Origin of the sequence: Nonomuraea sp. NPDC050383 (assembly GCF_044459125.1) — a bacterium.
Lineage (GTDB): Bacteria > Actinomycetota > Actinomycetes > Streptosporangiales > Streptosporangiaceae > Nonomuraea.
In genome coordinates this window covers 887,778-903,298 of sequence record NZ_JBITIP010000001.1, presented here as the reverse complement: position 1 = coordinate 903,298, position 15,521 = coordinate 887,778, and the positions used below count along the sequence as shown (strand labels likewise).

Annotated in this window: 15 protein-coding genes; 12 read left to right on the top strand and 3 right to left on the bottom strand. The window is 73.7% G+C overall.

What is annotated here, in order from left to right:
* Positions 1–40: 40 nt before the first annotated feature.
* Positions 41–886: an alpha/beta fold hydrolase gene (locus ACIBG4_RS04055; RefSeq protein WP_397200554.1), complete on the bottom strand. Its 846-nt coding sequence runs from the start codon at positions 884–886 to the stop codon at positions 41–43.
* 115 nt (positions 887–1,001) lie between these two features.
* Between ACIBG4_RS04055 and ACIBG4_RS04050 the strand changes: the two genes are divergently transcribed.
* Complete coding sequence (locus ACIBG4_RS04050) at positions 1,002–1,676, top strand: type 1 glutamine amidotransferase (protein ID WP_397200553.1); 675 nt, start codon at positions 1,002–1,004, stop codon at positions 1,674–1,676.
* A 44-nt stretch (positions 1,677–1,720) separates the two neighbouring features.
* Here the strand turns inward: ACIBG4_RS04050 and ACIBG4_RS04045 are convergent, their stop codons facing one another.
* The gene (locus ACIBG4_RS04045; RefSeq protein ID WP_397200552.1) at positions 1,721–2,416 is read right to left on the bottom strand and encodes an HXXEE domain-containing protein; all 696 of its coding nucleotides are present in this window, start codon (positions 2,414–2,416) and stop codon (positions 1,721–1,723) included.
* A gap of 113 nt (positions 2,417–2,529) precedes the next feature.
* On the opposite strand from ACIBG4_RS04045, the gene ACIBG4_RS04040 reads away from it, so the two are divergent.
* From ACIBG4_RS04040 to ACIBG4_RS04030, 3 genes are all read left to right on the top strand, one after another.
* Entirely contained in the window at positions 2,530–5,517 is a 2,988-nt protein-coding gene (locus ACIBG4_RS04040) for a bifunctional [glutamine synthetase] adenylyltransferase/[glutamine synthetase]-adenylyl-L-tyrosine phosphorylase (protein ID WP_397200551.1), read from the top strand.
* A 64-nt stretch (positions 5,518–5,581) separates the two neighbouring features.
* Positions 5,582–6,625 (top strand): hypothetical protein, encoded by a 1,044-nt coding sequence (locus tag ACIBG4_RS04035; RefSeq protein ID WP_397200550.1) that lies wholly within the window; start codon positions 5,582–5,584, stop codon positions 6,623–6,625.
* Positions 6,626–6,671: 46 nt separating this feature from the next.
* Positions 6,672–7,292, top strand: coding sequence for a hypothetical protein (locus tag ACIBG4_RS04030; protein WP_397200549.1), 621 nt, complete (start codon positions 6,672–6,674; stop codon positions 7,290–7,292).
* A 61-nt stretch (positions 7,293–7,353) separates the two neighbouring features.
* On the opposite strand, the gene glnA is transcribed toward ACIBG4_RS04030, so the two are convergent.
* On the bottom strand, positions 7,354–8,778 hold the full coding sequence (gene glnA, locus ACIBG4_RS04025) for a type I glutamate--ammonia ligase (RefSeq protein ID WP_310715152.1): 1,425 nt from the start codon (positions 8,776–8,778) through the stop codon (positions 7,354–7,356).
* Positions 8,779–8,941: 163 nt separating this feature from the next.
* On the opposite strand from glnA, the gene ACIBG4_RS04020 reads away from it, so the two are divergent.
* From ACIBG4_RS04020 to ACIBG4_RS03985, 8 genes are all read left to right on the top strand, one after another.
* Complete coding sequence (locus tag ACIBG4_RS04020; protein WP_397200548.1) at positions 8,942–9,403, top strand: RDD family protein; 462 nt, start codon at positions 8,942–8,944, stop codon at positions 9,401–9,403.
* Between the two features lie 60 nt (positions 9,404–9,463).
* Positions 9,464–10,099: a helix-turn-helix domain-containing protein gene (locus tag ACIBG4_RS04015; protein WP_355442932.1), complete on the top strand. Its 636-nt coding sequence runs from the start codon at positions 9,464–9,466 to the stop codon at positions 10,097–10,099.
* Positions 10,096–11,034: a hypothetical protein gene (locus ACIBG4_RS04010; protein WP_397200547.1), complete on the top strand. Its 939-nt coding sequence runs from the start codon at positions 10,096–10,098 to the stop codon at positions 11,032–11,034. Before ACIBG4_RS04015 ends, ACIBG4_RS04010 begins: the two co-directional genes overlap by 4 nt.
* Before the next feature lie 148 nt (positions 11,035–11,182).
* Positions 11,183–11,329 carry a hypothetical protein gene (locus ACIBG4_RS04005; RefSeq protein WP_397200546.1) on the top strand — a complete coding sequence of 49 codons (147 nt, stop codon included), beginning with the start codon at positions 11,183–11,185 and terminating at the stop codon, positions 11,327–11,329.
* Positions 11,326–12,588, top strand: coding sequence for a CoA transferase (locus tag ACIBG4_RS04000; protein ID WP_397200545.1), 1,263 nt, complete (start codon positions 11,326–11,328; stop codon positions 12,586–12,588). The genes ACIBG4_RS04005 and ACIBG4_RS04000 overlap by 4 nt, the downstream gene beginning before the upstream one ends.
* 40 nt (positions 12,589–12,628) lie before the next feature.
* Positions 12,629–13,369: a 3-oxoacyl-ACP reductase FabG gene (gene fabG, locus ACIBG4_RS03995; RefSeq protein ID WP_397200544.1), complete on the top strand. Its 741-nt coding sequence runs from the start codon at positions 12,629–12,631 to the stop codon at positions 13,367–13,369.
* The gene (locus ACIBG4_RS03990; protein ID WP_397200543.1) at positions 13,366–14,250 is read left to right on the top strand and encodes a MaoC family dehydratase N-terminal domain-containing protein; all 885 of its coding nucleotides are present in this window, start codon (positions 13,366–13,368) and stop codon (positions 14,248–14,250) included. The genes fabG and ACIBG4_RS03990 overlap by 4 nt, the downstream gene beginning before the upstream one ends.
* A complete protein-coding gene (locus ACIBG4_RS03985; protein ID WP_397200542.1) occupies positions 14,243–15,454 on the top strand; it encodes an acetyl-CoA C-acetyltransferase in 1,212 nt (403 codons plus the stop codon). Before ACIBG4_RS03990 ends, ACIBG4_RS03985 begins: the two co-directional genes overlap by 8 nt.
* Positions 15,455–15,521 lie beyond the last annotated feature (67 nt).

The following is a 15,521-nucleotide window of genomic DNA, read 5'->3' as shown; positions in this document are numbered from 1 at the left end:
AGGTTCCGGGGCCGTTGGCATCCCGGGACCCGTGCGGGGCTCAGCCGGTGAGGCGGGCGGCGACCAGCGACGCGCAGCGCTCGTCGAACAGGATCGTGTAGTGGTTGCAGTCGGCCACCACCTCGTCCTCCAGGAGCGGCAGCCGGGCCGTCCAGGCGGCGGCCAGCTCGTCCGGCAGCATGCCCGTCTCCTGGTCGAGCAGCCCGCGCGGCGCCCGCAGCAGCGAGACGGGGGCCGTGATCGAGGTCAGCGCGGCGCCGATCTCCTCCGCCTCCGTCAGCAGCCAGCGGCCGTCCTCGCGCACCGCCTCCTGGGCGGCGCGTGAGCGCAGCGCCCCCGGCGGCCCGGTCAGGTCGTAGCGGACGTACGCCTCGACGTCGTCGTTCCAGGCGTTCACGAAGGCCGGGTGCGACCGGAAGAAGGCCACGTAGTCCTCCGGCGTGGCGAAGGTGCGGGACAGCCGGGCGAGCCCGGGGCCGAGCGTGGCCGCCAACGCCGCGTCCGGGTCGGTGCCGGCCGGGAGCGGCAGCGGCAGGCCGCCGTCCACCAGCACGACCCGGGCGAACTCCCGCCGGGCCGCCGCCAGCGCCGCCACGTACGCGCCCATGGAGTGCCCCGTCAGCACCGCGCCGCTTTCCGCGCCCACGTGGTCGGCGACGCGCAGCACGTCCTCGGCGTGCCTGGGCAGCCCGTACGGCCCGGGCAGCCCGGCGCTGTGCCCACGGCCGCGCAGGTCCATCGCCACCAGCGACCAGCCGTCCGGCAGCCGCCGCCCCACCGCCGCCCACGCCATGAGCGACGCGGTGATCCCGTGCACCGCGATGACCACCCGCGGACCGTCCCCGAACCTGGCGAGCCGCAGCCCGCCGACCTCGTCCACCCTCATGGACGGGATCCTAGGGACAGATCTCTCGCTCCGGTACGCCCGGGGACCTGTCGTCTCCTCCCGTACGGCACCGATGAGGAAACCTTGGGCGAAAAAGCCGGATAAATTACGCGGTATGCGGATCACCGTGATCGAGCACGAGGCCGAGGCGGGGCTCGGCTACCTGGCCGGGTGGCTCGGCCCGGCCTGCGACGTCGTCCGGCCGTACCGGGGCGAGGAGGTGCCCGAGCGGGCCGCCGACGGGCTGGTCGTGCTCGGCGGCGAGGCCGCCGCCTGGGAGGACGAGCGCTGTCCCTGGCTGCCGGCCACCCGTGAGCTGCTGCGCCGCTCCGTCCTCGACGGCACTCCCACTCTCGGCATCTGCCTCGGGGCCCAGCTCATGACGATGGCCTGCGGCGGGACCGTCGAGCGCGGCGGCGAAGGGCTGGAGGTGGGGCTCTGCGAGGTGACCGCGCTGCCCGAGGCCGCCTCGGACCGGCTGATGGCCGGGATCGGCACGGCGGTCGCGATCCAGTACCACCAGGACGTGATGTCCCGGCTGCCGGACGGGGCGGTGCCGCTCATGACCGGCTCCCGGTACCCCAACCAGGCGTACCGGTTGGGGGAGAGGGCCTGGGCGGTGCAGTTCCACCCGGAGGCCACGCCTGACATCTTCGCGTCGTGGGCCGGGTCGTCGCCGCCGGAGGGGGCGGAGGAGCTGGTCGCGGCGGTCCGGGCGGCGGAGGACAAGCTGGTGTCGGTCTGGCGCCCCATGGCGGAGGCGTTCGCGTCGGTCGTCAGAGGCGCCTGAACGAGGCGCCTGAACCCGTTCTCGGTGCCGGCCTGGGCCCGTTCTCAGTACCAGCGGTCGCGGGGACGCGAGGTGGGCCGGCCGCCCCGGTCCCGGCGGCGGGTGACGGCGTGGGCCGCCGCGTGGACGCCCGCCAGGAGCAGCGGTACGGCCAGTGCGCCCACGGCCGACGAGCCGCGGGGCGGGGCCGGCACCCCGGCCTCGCGCAGCCGCCGCCGCGCCCACACCGTGAACGGGATCACGACGAGCGGCGCGGTCACCGCGCCGGGCGTGTAGCCGCGGGTGACCGCCGCCTGCGCCAGATGGACGACGCCGTGCAGCCCGAAGGCTGTCAGCGCAGCCTGGAACGCCGGACTCCGCCCACCGGTGCGCGCCCCCGCGGCCGACAGCGCCGCCACGGCCCCGCCCATGAGCCCGATCGCCACGGTCGTGTGCGCCCGTGACACGTCCAGCCGTTCCCACGGGACGCCCGGGAAACGCCGCCGGAGCCTGGGGCCGGCCCGCCCGGCCCAGCCGGGCATCGTGACCAGCTCCTCGGCGTCGTGCACGGCCCAGGCCGCCAGCAGCCCCCACGTCACCACCGCCGGCACCACCCCCGAAGCCGCCGCACCCGCCGAAGCGGGCCCGGAGACCGCACCCGCCTCCGACACCGCCTCCGACACCGCACGCGCCCCCGGGACCGGAGCCGACCAGGTGGGCGCCGTCACCCCGCCGGCGCCGCCATGCGCATGAGACCTCATCTGTCCGTCCTCCCCCATCGACGAAACACAACGCCGAACCACAACGCCGAAACGCAACGCAACGTTGCGTTCTACTTTATGTCGCCCGCGCACCGGCCTGTCAAGATGGAGGGGTGCCCAGGATCGAGTCCACCGCCGCCAGGCTCGCCAAGCTCGGGTTCGCCGACGGAGCGACCGCCGCGCGGCTCCTGGAACAGGCCGGGGGCGAGCTGGACGACCTGCTCGACGGGCTGGTCCAGGTCGCGGACCCCGACCTGGCGCTGCTGTCGCTGACGCGGCTGGCCGAGCGGGCCCCCGAAGCGGCCGCCGCCCTGCGCGGCGACGAGCGGCTGCGCGAGCGCGCGCTGGCCGTCCTCGGCGTGAGCGCCGCCCTGGGCGACCACCTGGTCCGCCACCCCGGCCACCTCGCGCTGCTGGCCTCCACCGAGCCGGGTGACGCCCGCGCCGACCTGCTGCGCGCCGTCGGCGCCGACCCGGGCGACCCGCTGCCCCGCGCGGCCACGCCCGCCTCCTCCTCAGGCGGCCGCCATCACCCGGGCGCCCCGGCCGACCCCGGTGCGCTGGTCGCGCTGCGCGTGGCGTACCGTGGCCGGCTCCTGGGCCTGGCCGCGCGCGACCTGACCGGCCAGGCCACGCTCAGCGAGGTGACCGCCGAGCTGTCCGACCTCGCGGGCGCCGCGCTGGAGGCGGCCCTGGCCATCGCCCGCGCGGAGGTCGACGCCGAGGACGTACGGCTGGCGGTGATCGGCATGGGCAAGGCCGGCGCGCGGGAGCTCAACTACATCAGCGACGTCGACGTGATCTTCGTGGCCGAGCCGCGCGACGGCGCCGACGAGACCAAGGCGCTGCGCGCCGCGACGCGGCTGGCCCAGACCATGATGCGCGCCTGCTCGGCGGCTACCTCCGAGGGGGCGCTGTGGGAGGTCGACGCGGGCCTGCGCCCCGAGGGCCGCAACGGGCCGCTGGTGCGCACCCTGGCCAGCCATTTGGCCTACTACGGCCGGTGGGCCAAGACCTGGGAGTTCCAGGCGCTGCTCAAGGCCCGTCCCGTCGCCGGCGACATGGAGCTCGGCGCCTCCTACGTCGAGGCGGTCAACGACCTGGTCTGGTCGGCCGCCACCCGCGACCACTTCGTCGAGGACGTCCAGGCCATGCGCCGCCGCGTCGAGGAGCACGTGCGCGCGGAGGGGGAGCGGCAGATCAAGCTGGGGCCGGGCGGGCTGCGCGACATCGAGTTCGCCGTGCAGCTCCTCCAGCTCGTCCACGGGCGGCTCGACCCGCTGCTGCGCCGCCGCGCCACCCTGCCGGCCCTGGCCGCGCTGTCCCGGGGCGGTTACGTCGGCCGCGACGACTCACGCGGCCTGGCCGAGGCGTACACGTTCCTGCGCCAGGTCGAGCACCTGCTCCAGCTCCACCGGATGCGCCGCACCCACGTGCTGCCCACCGACTCCGCCGACCTGCGCCGGCTGGGCCGCGCGCTCGGCATGCAGGCCGACCCGGTGGGGGAGTTCACCGCCCGCTGGCGCCGCCACGCGCGGGAGGCGCGGCGGCTGCACGAGAAGCTGTTCTATCGGCCGTTGCTCCAGGCCGTGGCCCGGCTGCCCGACACCGAGGCCAGGCTGTCCACCGCGGCGGCCTCGGCCCGGCTGCGGGCCCTCGGCTACGTCGACCCCGACGGCGCGCTGCGCCACATCGCCGCGCTCACCTCCGGGGTGTCGCGGCGGGCCGCGATCCAGCGCACCCTGCTGCCGGTCATGCTGGGCTGGTTCGCCGACACGCCCGACCCCGACGCGGGGCTGCTCGGCTTCCGGCAGGTCAGCGACAAGCTCGGCACCACGCCGTGGTACCTCCGGCTGCTGCGTGACGAGACCGCCGTGGCCGCCCGCATGGCCCGCGTGCTCGGCGCCAGCCGCTACGCCACCGGGCTGCTCATGCACGCCCCCGACGCCGTGGCGCTGCTCGGCTCGGACGAGGACCTCGCGCTGCGCGCCCCCGAGGCGCTGCGGACCGAGGCGTCCGCCGCCGTGACGCGGCACGCGGCCGACCCGGCGAGCGCCGTCGCCGCCGTGCGCGCCCTGCGGCGCAGGGAGCTGTTCCGCACGGCCGTCGCCGACCTGTTCGGCCTGGCCGGCATCGAGGAGGTCGGCGTCGCGCTGTCGGCGCTCAACGACGTGACGCTCCAGGCCGCCCTCGACGCGGCCGTCGCCAAGGTCCGGGCCGACCGGGGAGTGGAGCCGCCCACCCGGTTCGCCCTCATCGCCATGGGCCGGCTCGGCGGCATGGAGTCGTCGTACGCGAGCGACGCCGACGTCATGTTCGTCCATGACCCGCACCCCGGCGCGGGCGAGAGGGAGGCCGGCGACGCCGCCTTCGCCATCGCCAACGAGCTGCGCCGCCTGCTCAGCCTGCCCGCTCCCGACCCGCCGCTGCTCATCGACCCGGACCTGCGGCCCGAGGGCCGGCAGGGGCCGCTGGTGCGCACGCTCGCCTCCTACCGCGCCTACTACGCGCGCTGGTCCTCGCCGTGGGAGGCGCAGGCGCTGCTGCGGGCCCGCTTCTGCGCCGGCGACGCCGCGCTGGGCGCGGAGTTCACCGCGATGGCCGACGAGCTGCGCTACCCGGCCGATGGCCTGCGCGAGGAGGCCGTACGCGAGATCCGGCGCCTGAAGGCCCGGATGGAGGCGGAGCGGCTGCCGCGCGGCGCCGACCCCGCCCTGCACACCAAGCTCGGCCCCGGCGGCCTGTCCGACGTCGAGTGGGTCGCCCAGCTCCTCCAGCTCCGCTACGCCGGCGCCGCCACGTCCCTGCGCACCACCCGCACCCTGGAGGCGCTGCGCGCGGCCGTCGCCGAGGGGCTGCTGACGGAGGCCGACGAGGAGGTGCTGGCCGAGGCGTGGCAGTGCGCCTCCCGGATCCGCGACGCCATCATGCTGGTCAAGGGACGGCCCGGCGACAGCGTCCCGGCCGACGCCCGCGAGCGGATGCGGCTGGCCCGCACGCTCGGCTACCCGCCGGACGGCTCCGAGGACTTTCTCGACGACTACCGCCGCGTCACCCGCCGTGCCCGCCAGGTGGTGGAACGCGTCTTCTACGGCTCCTGAGCCCGTTTCCCCGGAGATGTGAGCCGTTGCGTCCCGCGCCCGAGCGGGTGTATCAAGGCGCGGGGTGATCGTTTTGCTGTCGATCTACGTGGATCTGGCCTTAGGTCTCGTGCTGTCGTTCCTGCTGCTGTCGCTGCTCGTCAGCGGGCTGAACGAGGCGTTCGTCCGCCTGCTCGCCATCCGCAGCAAGTTCCTGTGGGCGTACCTGCGCGACACCATGGACGGCAGCGACAAGGACGGCAGGAGCTGGCTGCCCGCCAGCGTGCGGGAGGTGTTCGCCGTGCTGCCGTTCACCCGGGACCCGCGTCCGGTGCACAGCGACCAGCCCGCGCCGTCCGAGGCCGGCGAGCTGCCCGTGAAGGAGACCAAGGCCGAGGACGCCATGATCAACCTTCTCTACCAGCGGGTCCGCGAGATCGACCATCCCAAGCAGGGCCGCACCAGCATCGCCAACCTGCCGCCGGGCCGCTTCGCCGCCGCGCTGATGGAGCTGGCGGCGGCCGAGGACGGCGGCGTCGAGGGGCTGCTGGAGAAGCTCAAGGCCATGGGCAGCCCGCTCCACGGCCACCTCAAGGGCGTGTGGGAGAGCGCCCAGCGCGACCTGGAGCGGTTCCGGGGCGGGGTGGAGACCTGGTTCGACGGCGAGATGCAGCGGCTGTCGATGCTGTACCGGCGTTACGTCAAGTGGGTGGTGGCCGCGCTGGGGCTGCTGGTGACGCTGGTGTTCACCATGGACGGGCTGGAGTACGCCAAGACGCTGCTGCGCGACAACGCCTTCCGCGCCTCCGTGACGGCCGTGGCCGAGTCCGGTCCCGACGCGTACGGCGAGCTCAAGGCGCAGTGCGAGCGCTCGAACCCGGTGCCCTGCATCACCGACACCCTCAGCCAGCCGGCCCTGGTCAAGGTCTTCGACCACGCCCTGGTCAGCCTGTCGATCCCCGAGGAGGGCGACCCGGCCGTCCACTGGAACGGCGGCACCTGGTGGGACCGGCTCACCACGCCCAGCCACTGGCCGGGCTACCTCATGACGTACGTGGCGTTGCTGTTCGGCGCCCCGTTCTGGTGGGATGTGCTGCGCCGCCTCACCGGCATGCGCTCCCACCGCTAGGAGAATCCGCGTGCGCCGGGGGCGCAGCCGGTGTTGCATGGATCAGATGATCGACGAACCGCTGGAACGGCTCCGCACCGCTGCCCGCCGCACTCGTGAACTGGCTCGCGACCGGACAGCCATCGGCCTGGGCCCCGAGGACGCCGATGACGTCCTCGGCACGATCAACACGGACGGCGCCCTCGGGTTCGACCCCTTCCCTCTGCTTGAGGCCATCCACCGGAACGGCGTCCGGGCTGTGGTCATCGGGCAGGTCGCCGGCATCATGCATGGGTCCGCCGAACTGACCGGCGATCTGGATCTGCTCTGGGACGGCGCGCCGGCTCACGCCACGGCTCTGGCGGCCGCCTTCGACTCCGTCGGCGCCCGGCTCACCGACGAGTCGGGCACCCTCGTGGCACCTCGCCCGGACGCCCTTCTCCGCCCCAAAGTGCCGTTCACCTCACCCGGAGCCGGCGGCGACTGCTGCACCCCGGCGCTGCCCTGGGGGACCCTCCCGGTCCGGGAGCTTCTCGATCGCGCGATCACCGCGGTCGACCCGGGCGGCCTGGAGGTTCACTACGTCTCCCGCCGGGACCTGATCCGGATGCGCCGTGCGCTGGGCCGCCCCAAGGACCTCCGCCGAGCGGACGAACTGGACTCCCTCCCCGCCACCGGGGGCCGCTAGGAAGGCGCCGCCATGCGGAAAGCCCGTGGCAAGGTCCAGGACCTTGCCACGGGCTCACCGGTCACACGTCGTAGTACAGCTCGAACTCGTGCGGGTGCGGGCGCAGGCGGATCGGGTCCACCTCGTTCTCCCGCTTGTACGCCACCCACGTCTCGATGAGGTCGGGCGTGAACACGCCGCCCTCCAGGAGGTAGTCGTGGTCGGCCTCCAGGGCCGCGAGCACCTCGGGCAGGGAGCCCGGCACCTGGGGCACCTGGCGGGCCTCCTCCGGCGGGAGCTCGTACAGGTCCTTGTCCACCGGCTCCGGCGGCTCGATCTTGTTGCGGATGCCGTCGAGGCCGGCCATGAGCATGGCGGCGAACGCGAAGTACGGGTTGCACGAGGGGTCCGGCACCCGGAACTCGATGCGCTTGGCCTTCGGGTTCGAGCCGGTGATCGGGATGCGGACGCAGGCGGACCGGTTGCGCTGGCTGTAGACCAGGTTGACCGGGGCCTCGTAGCCGGGCACCAGGCGGTGGTAGGAGTTGACCGTCGGGTTGGTGAAGGCCAGCAGCGACGGCGCGTGGCGGAGCAGGCCGCCGATGTAGTAGCGGGCCGTGTCGGACAGGCCGGCGTAGCCGACCTCGTCGTAGAACAGCGGCGAGCCGTCCTTCCACAGCGACTGGTGGCAGTGCATGCCGGAGCCGTTGTCACCGTAGAGCGGCTTGGGCATGAACGTGACCGTGTGGCCGAACTCCAGGGCCGTGCTCTTGATGATGTACTTGTAGAGCATCAGGTTGTCGGCCGTCTTGAGCAGCGTGCCGAACTTGAAGTCGATCTCGGCCTGGCCGGCGGTGCCCACCTCGTGGTGCTGCATCTCGACGTCGATGCCGCACTCGATGAGGTTGCGGACCATCTCGGAGCGCAGGTCGGTGAAGTGGTCCATCGGCGGGACCGGGAAGTAGCCGCCCTTGTAGCGCGGCTTGTAGCCGAGGTTGCCGCCCTCGGTGGCCTTGCCGGTGTTCCAGGCGCCCTCGATGGAGTCGATGTAGTAGTAGCCGGCGTTCTGCTTCGTCTCGAAGCGGACGTCGTCGAAGATGTAGAACTCCGCCTCGGGGCCGAAGTAGACCGTGTCGGCGATGCCGGTGCCCTTGAGGTACTCCTCGGCCTTGCGGGCGACGTTGCGCGGGTCGCGGCTGTAGGCCTCGCCGGTCAGCGGGTCGTGCACGAAGAAGTTGAGGTTCAGCGTCTTGTGCTGACGGAACGGGTCCAGCACGGCGCTGGACGGGTCGGGCAGCAGCAGCATGTCCGACTCGTGGATGGCCTGGAAGCCGCGGATGGACGAGCCGTCGAACATGAGCCCGTCGGTGAAGACGCTCGCGCTGAAGTTCTCTACCGGGAAGGTGAAGTGGTGCGTCGTCCCCGGCAGGTCGGTGAACCTGACATCGACGAACTGCACCCCTTCGTCGCTGATGAACTTCAGGACGTCGTCGGCGGAGTTGAACACTCTCGAACCTCCCTGGGGACCTGGCTATCAGGCCGACGCTAGGTCGCGGCCGTTTCCGCTCGGTGTCCCGATTGTTTCGCATATGTTAAGCGGAGGAGGGGCGCGGAGCGCCTACGCCACTCCGTGTGAGCGACCGGGCCACCCGCCGGATACCGTGGTGGACATGAGCGGCAATGAGCCCCGCTGGACACAGACCTGGCTGGGCGGCGTGCGGGCGGCGGGCGTCGATCTCGGCTATCCGGGCGAGCGGCTGGGCCTGCCCGAGGAGGGCAGCGGATCGGTCGCCGGCTGGGGCCGGCGCATCACCGCCCTGGTCATCGACTGGCTGATCTGCACCTGGGCCATCACCCAGCTCCTCCTGCGGATCGACCCCGCCGAGTCGCCCTGGGTGCCCGCCGTCGTGTTCGCCGTGCAGTACCTCGTGCTGGTGGCGTTCATGGGGCAGACGTTCGGCCACCGGCTGGCCGGCATCCGGGTGGCGGCCATGGACGGCGGCGACCCGCGGCTGGTGCCCGCGCTGACGCGCACCTTGCTGCTCGCCCTGGCCGTGCCCGCGCTGATCTTCGACCGCGACCACCGCGGGGTGCACGACCGCGTGTCCAACACCGTCGTCGTCCGTATGTGACACACGATTCCGAAAAAGCGTACCCGGTTCGGTTCTGAACCGGGTACGCTTTTCTGTGTGATGGCAGGACTGAGGGAGCGCAAGAAGGAGCAGACGCGGCGGCGCATCGCCGAGGTCGCGCTGCGCCTGTTCGCCGAGCGGGGCTACGACGCGGTCACCGTCAACGAGGTCGCCGAGGCGGCCGGGATCGCCAAGGTGACGCTGTTCAGCTACTTCCCGAGCAAGGAGTCCCTGGCCCTGGAGGGCGTCAAGGACGACATGGCGCGGGTCGTGGCCGAGCGGGCGCCGGGGGTGACGCCGCTGGCCGCGCTGCGCGCCCACTACCGGGGGCTGGCCGCCGGCCCCGGCGAGGTGGACGTGGAGGCGCTCATGGCGCGCGTACGGGTGATCTCCTCCAGCCCGGCGCTGCTGGCGGGCCTCCAGCAGGCGTACGCGGAGGAGCGCGAGGAGCTCGCCGCCGCCCTGGCCACGAGCGCCGCGAGCCCCGTTCCGGAAGGGGAGGTCGACCTGGTGGCCCGCGTGATGGCGGCCCAGATCACCGCCACGGTCACCGCCCTCCAGGAGACGTTCTTCTTCCGCCTGTCCTGCGGGACGCCCCTCGCGGAGGCGGGCCGGCGCCTGGCCGAGGACGTGGAGCTCGCCTTCGACCTGCTGGAACGCGGCCATGGTCACGTCGACGACAAGGATGGATCATGAAAAAGGGCATCAACTACGACACCGGCTTCCTCAACGGGCCCGAGCGGTCCCGCCGGGCGTTCGACCGCGAGAGCGCCCGCCGCGAGATGCGGGTCATCGCCGAAGACCTGCACTGCCGGGCGGTGCGCGTCTCCGGCGGCGACCCGGAGCGCCTCGGCGTCGCCGCCGAGGAGGCCGCCGCGGCCGGCCTGGAGGTGTGGCTCGCGCCCTTCCCGGTGGACCAGCCGCGCGAGGAGACGCTCGCCCTGTACGCCGACTGCGCCGCCCGGGCCGAGACGTTACGGCGCGACGGCGCCGAGGTGGTCCTCGTCACCGGCTGCGAGACCAGCGCCTTCGGGCCCGGCTTCATACCCGGTGACACCTATCGCGAGCGGCTGCAGCTCATGATGGACGGCGACCTGGCGTGGTGGCAGTCGCTCGGCGAGGTCATGACCCGCTTCAACGTCTTCCTCGCCGAGGCGGCCGCCACGGTCCGGCCCCTGTTCGGCGGCCGGGTGACCTACGCGGCCGGGCCGTGGGAGTACATCGACTGGAGCCCGTTCGACCTGGTGAGCGTGGACGCCTACCGGGCCGCGTACAACGCCGCGAACTACCGCGAGGAGCTGCGCGCGCACTTCCGGCACGGCAAGCCGGTCGCGGTCACCGAGTTCGGCACCTGCGCATACCAGGGCGCGGGCGAGCGCGGCGGCACGGCCTGGCTGGTGCCCGACGGGGCCGTGCCGGACGAGGACGAGCAGGTGCGCTACCTCACCGGGCTGCTCGACGTGTTCGAGGAGGAGGGCGTGGAGACGGCGCTGTGGTTCACCTTCGCCGCCTACAACCGCACCGGAGCGGACGACATCGGCTCCTACGGCGTGATCCGGCTGCTCGACGAGGCGCGCTGGGAGCCCAAGAAGGTCTTCCACGCCATGGCCGCCCGCTACGCCGGGGGCTGAGCGCCGCCAGGGCCGCCCGCGCCGCGCTTCGCCGGCCCGTCGCTGGGCAAGATCCTTCAGGTCGGGCCGCGCGGGCCGCTCGGGACGATCCGCCTGCCGCGGTCTCGTCCCGGGGACCCCCGCCCACGACCGCGTCAGGAGACAGCCAGTGGAGACCGAAGCCTTCCAGGCGGTGCTCGCCGCCGTCCGCGCCCTCGTGCGCGAGGAGGTCGTGCCCGCCGGGGACGTCATCGAGCGGACCGGCGAGAATCCCGAGGCCATCCGGGAGCAGCCGCTCAGGGCGGCGGGGCGGTGACGGAGCGGGCCGCGCCCGCCGGGCGGCGCTCCCGGCCGCTGCTCGGCATGCGGGTCGTCGAGATCTCCGGCTACGTGGCCGGCCCGCTGGGCGGGATGACGCTGGCCCAGCTCGGCGCCGACGTGATCCGGGTGGAGCCGATCGGCGGCGCCGCCGACCGTACCCGCTGGCCGCTGGCCCCGAGCGGGACGAGCCTGTACTGGTCGGGCCTCAACAAGGGCAAACGCGCCGTCGAGGTGGACCTGTCCCGCGAGGAGGGACGCGACCTCGTCGCCGCCCTGATCGTCAGCGGGGGAGACCGCGGGGGAATCGTGATCACGAACTCCGCGTGGCACCCGGAGCTCACCTTCGAGGCGCTGAGCGAGCGCCGCCCCGACGTGATCCACGTGCTGCTCACCGGCCGCCGGGACGGCGGGGCCGCGGTGGACTACACCGTCCAGGCGGCGACCGGCTTCCCCCTGCTGACCGGCCCGGAGGGCACGGCGGGGCCGGTGAACGGCGTCGTGCCCGCCTGGGACGTCGCCGCCGGGCTCTACCTGGCGGTCGGACTGCTCGCGGCCGAGCGGCACCGGCTGCTGACGGGCGAGGGGCAGCAGGTCCGGGTCGCGCTGGAGGACGTCGCCCTAGCGACCGCCGGCAACCTCGGCTACCTCGCCGAGGCGCAGCTCGGCGGCACACCACGGGAACGCGACGGCAACCACGTGTACGGCACCTTCGGCCGTGACTTCGCCACCGCCGACGGCGGGCGGCTGATGGTCGTGGCGCTCACCACCCGGCACTGGCGGGACCTCCTGGCCGCGACCGGCCTCACCGAGGTGGTCGCCGCGCTGGCCTCGGCGCTCGGGGCGGACCTCGGCCAGGAGGCGGAACGCCACCGGCACCGCAGGGTGCTCGGCGAGCTGCTCGCCGGCTGGTTCGAGACCCGTACCCTGGCCGAGGCGGAGACGGCCCTGCGCGCCACCCGCGTGCTGTGGTCGGCGTACCGCAGCTTCGCCGACCTCGCCGCCGGCGACGCGCGCCCGCTGCGGGAGAGCCCGCTGATGGCGCCGCTCACGCAACCCGGCGTCGGCACACACCTGGCGCCGGGATCACCGCTGGTGATGAACGCGGAGCAGGCTCCACCGGAGCCGGCGCCGCCGGTGGGCCGTCACACGGGCGAGGTGCTGCGCGCCGAGCTGGGGCTGTCGGCGGCGGACCTCGCGGCCCTGGCGGACAAGGGCGTCATCCGGACGCGCGACGCCGGGCGGCACACCGGATGACGCCAGTCGATCGCACGCGACAGAATCGGGTGAGAGAGTCATGACGCTACTCGACGGCAGGACGGCGGTCATCACCGGCGGCGCGCAGGGCATCGGCCTGGCCATCGCCGAGGTCTTCGTCAAGGAGGGGGCCAGGGTGGTCCTCGGCGACCTCAACCTCGACGCCGCCGAGGCCGCGGCCAAGCAGCTGGGCGGCCCCGCGGCGGCCCGGGCGGCGCGGTGCGACGTCACGAACGCCTCCGACGTGGACGCCCTCCTCCGGACGGCCCTGGACGCCTTCGGCACGCTGGACGTCATGGTGAACAACGCCGGGATCACCCGCGACGCGACGATGCGCACCATGACCGAGGACCAGTTCGACCAGGTCGTGGACGTCCACCTCAAGGGCACCTGGAACGGCACGCGCAAGGCGGCGGCGATCATGCGGGAGCGGAGGAGCGGCGCCATCGTGAACATCTCCTCGCTGTCGGGCAAGGTCGGCATGGTCGGCCAGACCAACTACTCCGCCGCCAAGGCCGGCATCGTCGGCCTGTCCAAGGCCGCCGCCAAGGAGCTGGCGCACCACGGCGTGCGGGTCAACGTCATCCAGCCGGGCCTGATCCGTTCGGCCATGACCGAGGCCATGCCGCGGAAGGCGTGGGACCAGAAGATGGCCGAGATACCGATGGGGCGCGCGGGCGAGGTGGGCGAGGTCGCCACCGTCGCGCTGTTCCTGGCCTCCGACCTGTCCTCGTACATGACCGGCACGGTGCTGGAAGTGACCGGCGGAAGGTTCATGTGACGCCGACGGGCTGGGAACCGCACACCCTCACCACCACCGAGACGGTCGACCCGCATCCGATGGCGGCGCTGTCCGCGCTGTTCGACGACGGCACGCCCGCGCCCGGCCCGGGTGACCCCCTGCCGCCGCTGTGGCACTGGCTCGCCCTGGCCCGCTGGCCCGCCTCCTCCACGCTCGGGACGGACGGCCATCCGGCGCGGGGGACGTTCCTGCCTCCGGTCGAGCTGCCGCGCCGGATGTTCGCCGGCGGCGAGGTCGTCTTCCACGGCCCGCTCACGGTGGGCGGCACGGTCCGGCGCGAGGCGCGCGTGGAGTCGGTCACCGAGAAGTCCGGCCGCTCGGGGAAGCTGGTCGTCGCGGCCGTCGCCACCAGGCTGTACGACGAGGACGACCGCCTGGCGATCGAGGAGCGGCAGGACATCGTCTACCGGGACGCGGGAGCCGTCGCCGCCTCCGAGGTCCCGGCCGAGCCGGCGGCCGGCCTGGCCCCCGCCGGCGCCCCCCTCACCCGGGCGGGGGAGTGGGCCTGGGACCTCGCCACGGACCCGGCCCTGCTGATGCGGTTCAGCGCGGCGACGTCGAACCCGCACCGGATCCACTACGACTGGCCGTACGCCACCCGGATCGAGGGCTACCCCGGCCTGGTGGTGCACGGACCCCTGATGACGCTCGCCCTCGCGGAGGTCCTGCGCCTCGAGGGGCAGCACGCCCCGGTCCTCCGCATGCGGCACAGGAACCGCAGGCCGCTCTTCTGCGGCCAGGCCGCGCGGCTGCTCCGGATCGGGGACGCCCCGCTCACCCTGGGCGTGTCCGGCCGCGATCCCGGCGAGCCCCGTACCACGTTGACGATCGAGTTCCAGGAAGGCGCCGGCCATGCGTGAAGCCGTCATCTGCGAGCCCGTCCGCACTCCGATCGGCCGCTACGGCGGGATGTTCAGGAGCCTGACGGCGGTCGACCTCGGGGTGACCGCCCTCAAGGGCCTCCTCGACCGCACCGGCGTCGCGCCGGAGGTGATCGAGGACGTCATCCTCGGCCACTGCAACGCCAGCGGCGAGGCGCCGGCGATCGGCCGGGTCGTCGCCCTGGACGCCGGCCTGCCCGCCACCGTCCCCGGCCTGCACCTCGACCGCCGGTGCGGCTCCGGCCTGCAAGCCGTGATCTACGCCGCCCTGCAGGTGCAGACCGGGGCGCACGACGTCGTCGTCGCGGGCGGCACCGAGAGCATGAGCAACGCCGCGTTCTACTCGCTCGACATGCGCTGGGGCGCCAGGAACGGCGTCGCCGTCCACGACACCCTCGTACGCGCCCGGCAGACCGCCGGCGGCAGGAACCACCCCGTGCCCGGCGGCATGCTGGAGACCGCCGAGAACCTGCGCCGCGCGTACGCGATCCCCCGGCAGGAGCAGGACGAGCTGGCCCTCCTGTCCCACCAGCGGGCGGTCCGGGCCCAGGCGGACGGGATCCTGGCCGAGGAGATCGTCCCGGCCGCGGTGAAGGTCAAGGGCGGTGAGACGGTGATCGACACCGATGAGCACCCGCGCGCCGACACCTCGCTGGAGTCGCTGGGCAGGCTCCGGCCGATCATGCTCGGCTCCGACCCGGAGGCCACCGTCACGGCCGGCAACGCCAGCGGGCAGAACGACGCGGCCGCCCTGTGCCTGGTCACCACCCCCGAGCGCGCCGAGCGGCTCGGGCTGCGTCCCCTGGTCCGTCTCGTGTCCTGGGCCGTGGCAGGAGTCGAGCCGAAGACCATGGGCACCGGGCCGGTCCCCGCCACCGCGGCCGCCCTCGGCCGCGCCGGCCTGTCCCTGACCGACATGGACCTCATCGAGCTGAACGAGGCGTTCGCGGCCCAGGCGCTGGCCGTCATGAGGGAGTGGAAGTTCGGCGAGAAGGACCTGGAACGCACGAACGTCCACGGCTCCGGCATCTCGCTCGGTCACCCGGTGGGGGCCACCGGCGCGCGGATGCTCGCGACGCTGTCCCGGGAACTGCACCGGCGCCAGGCCCGCTACGGCCTGGAGACCATGTGCATCGGCGGAGGGCAGGGGCTGGCCGCCGTCTTCGAGCGGGTGACGCCATGACCGCGCCGGTGGGTCCGTAGCCGGACCATGACGCGGCCGGGAGGCTGCGTGGCGGGCCGGCCGGGCC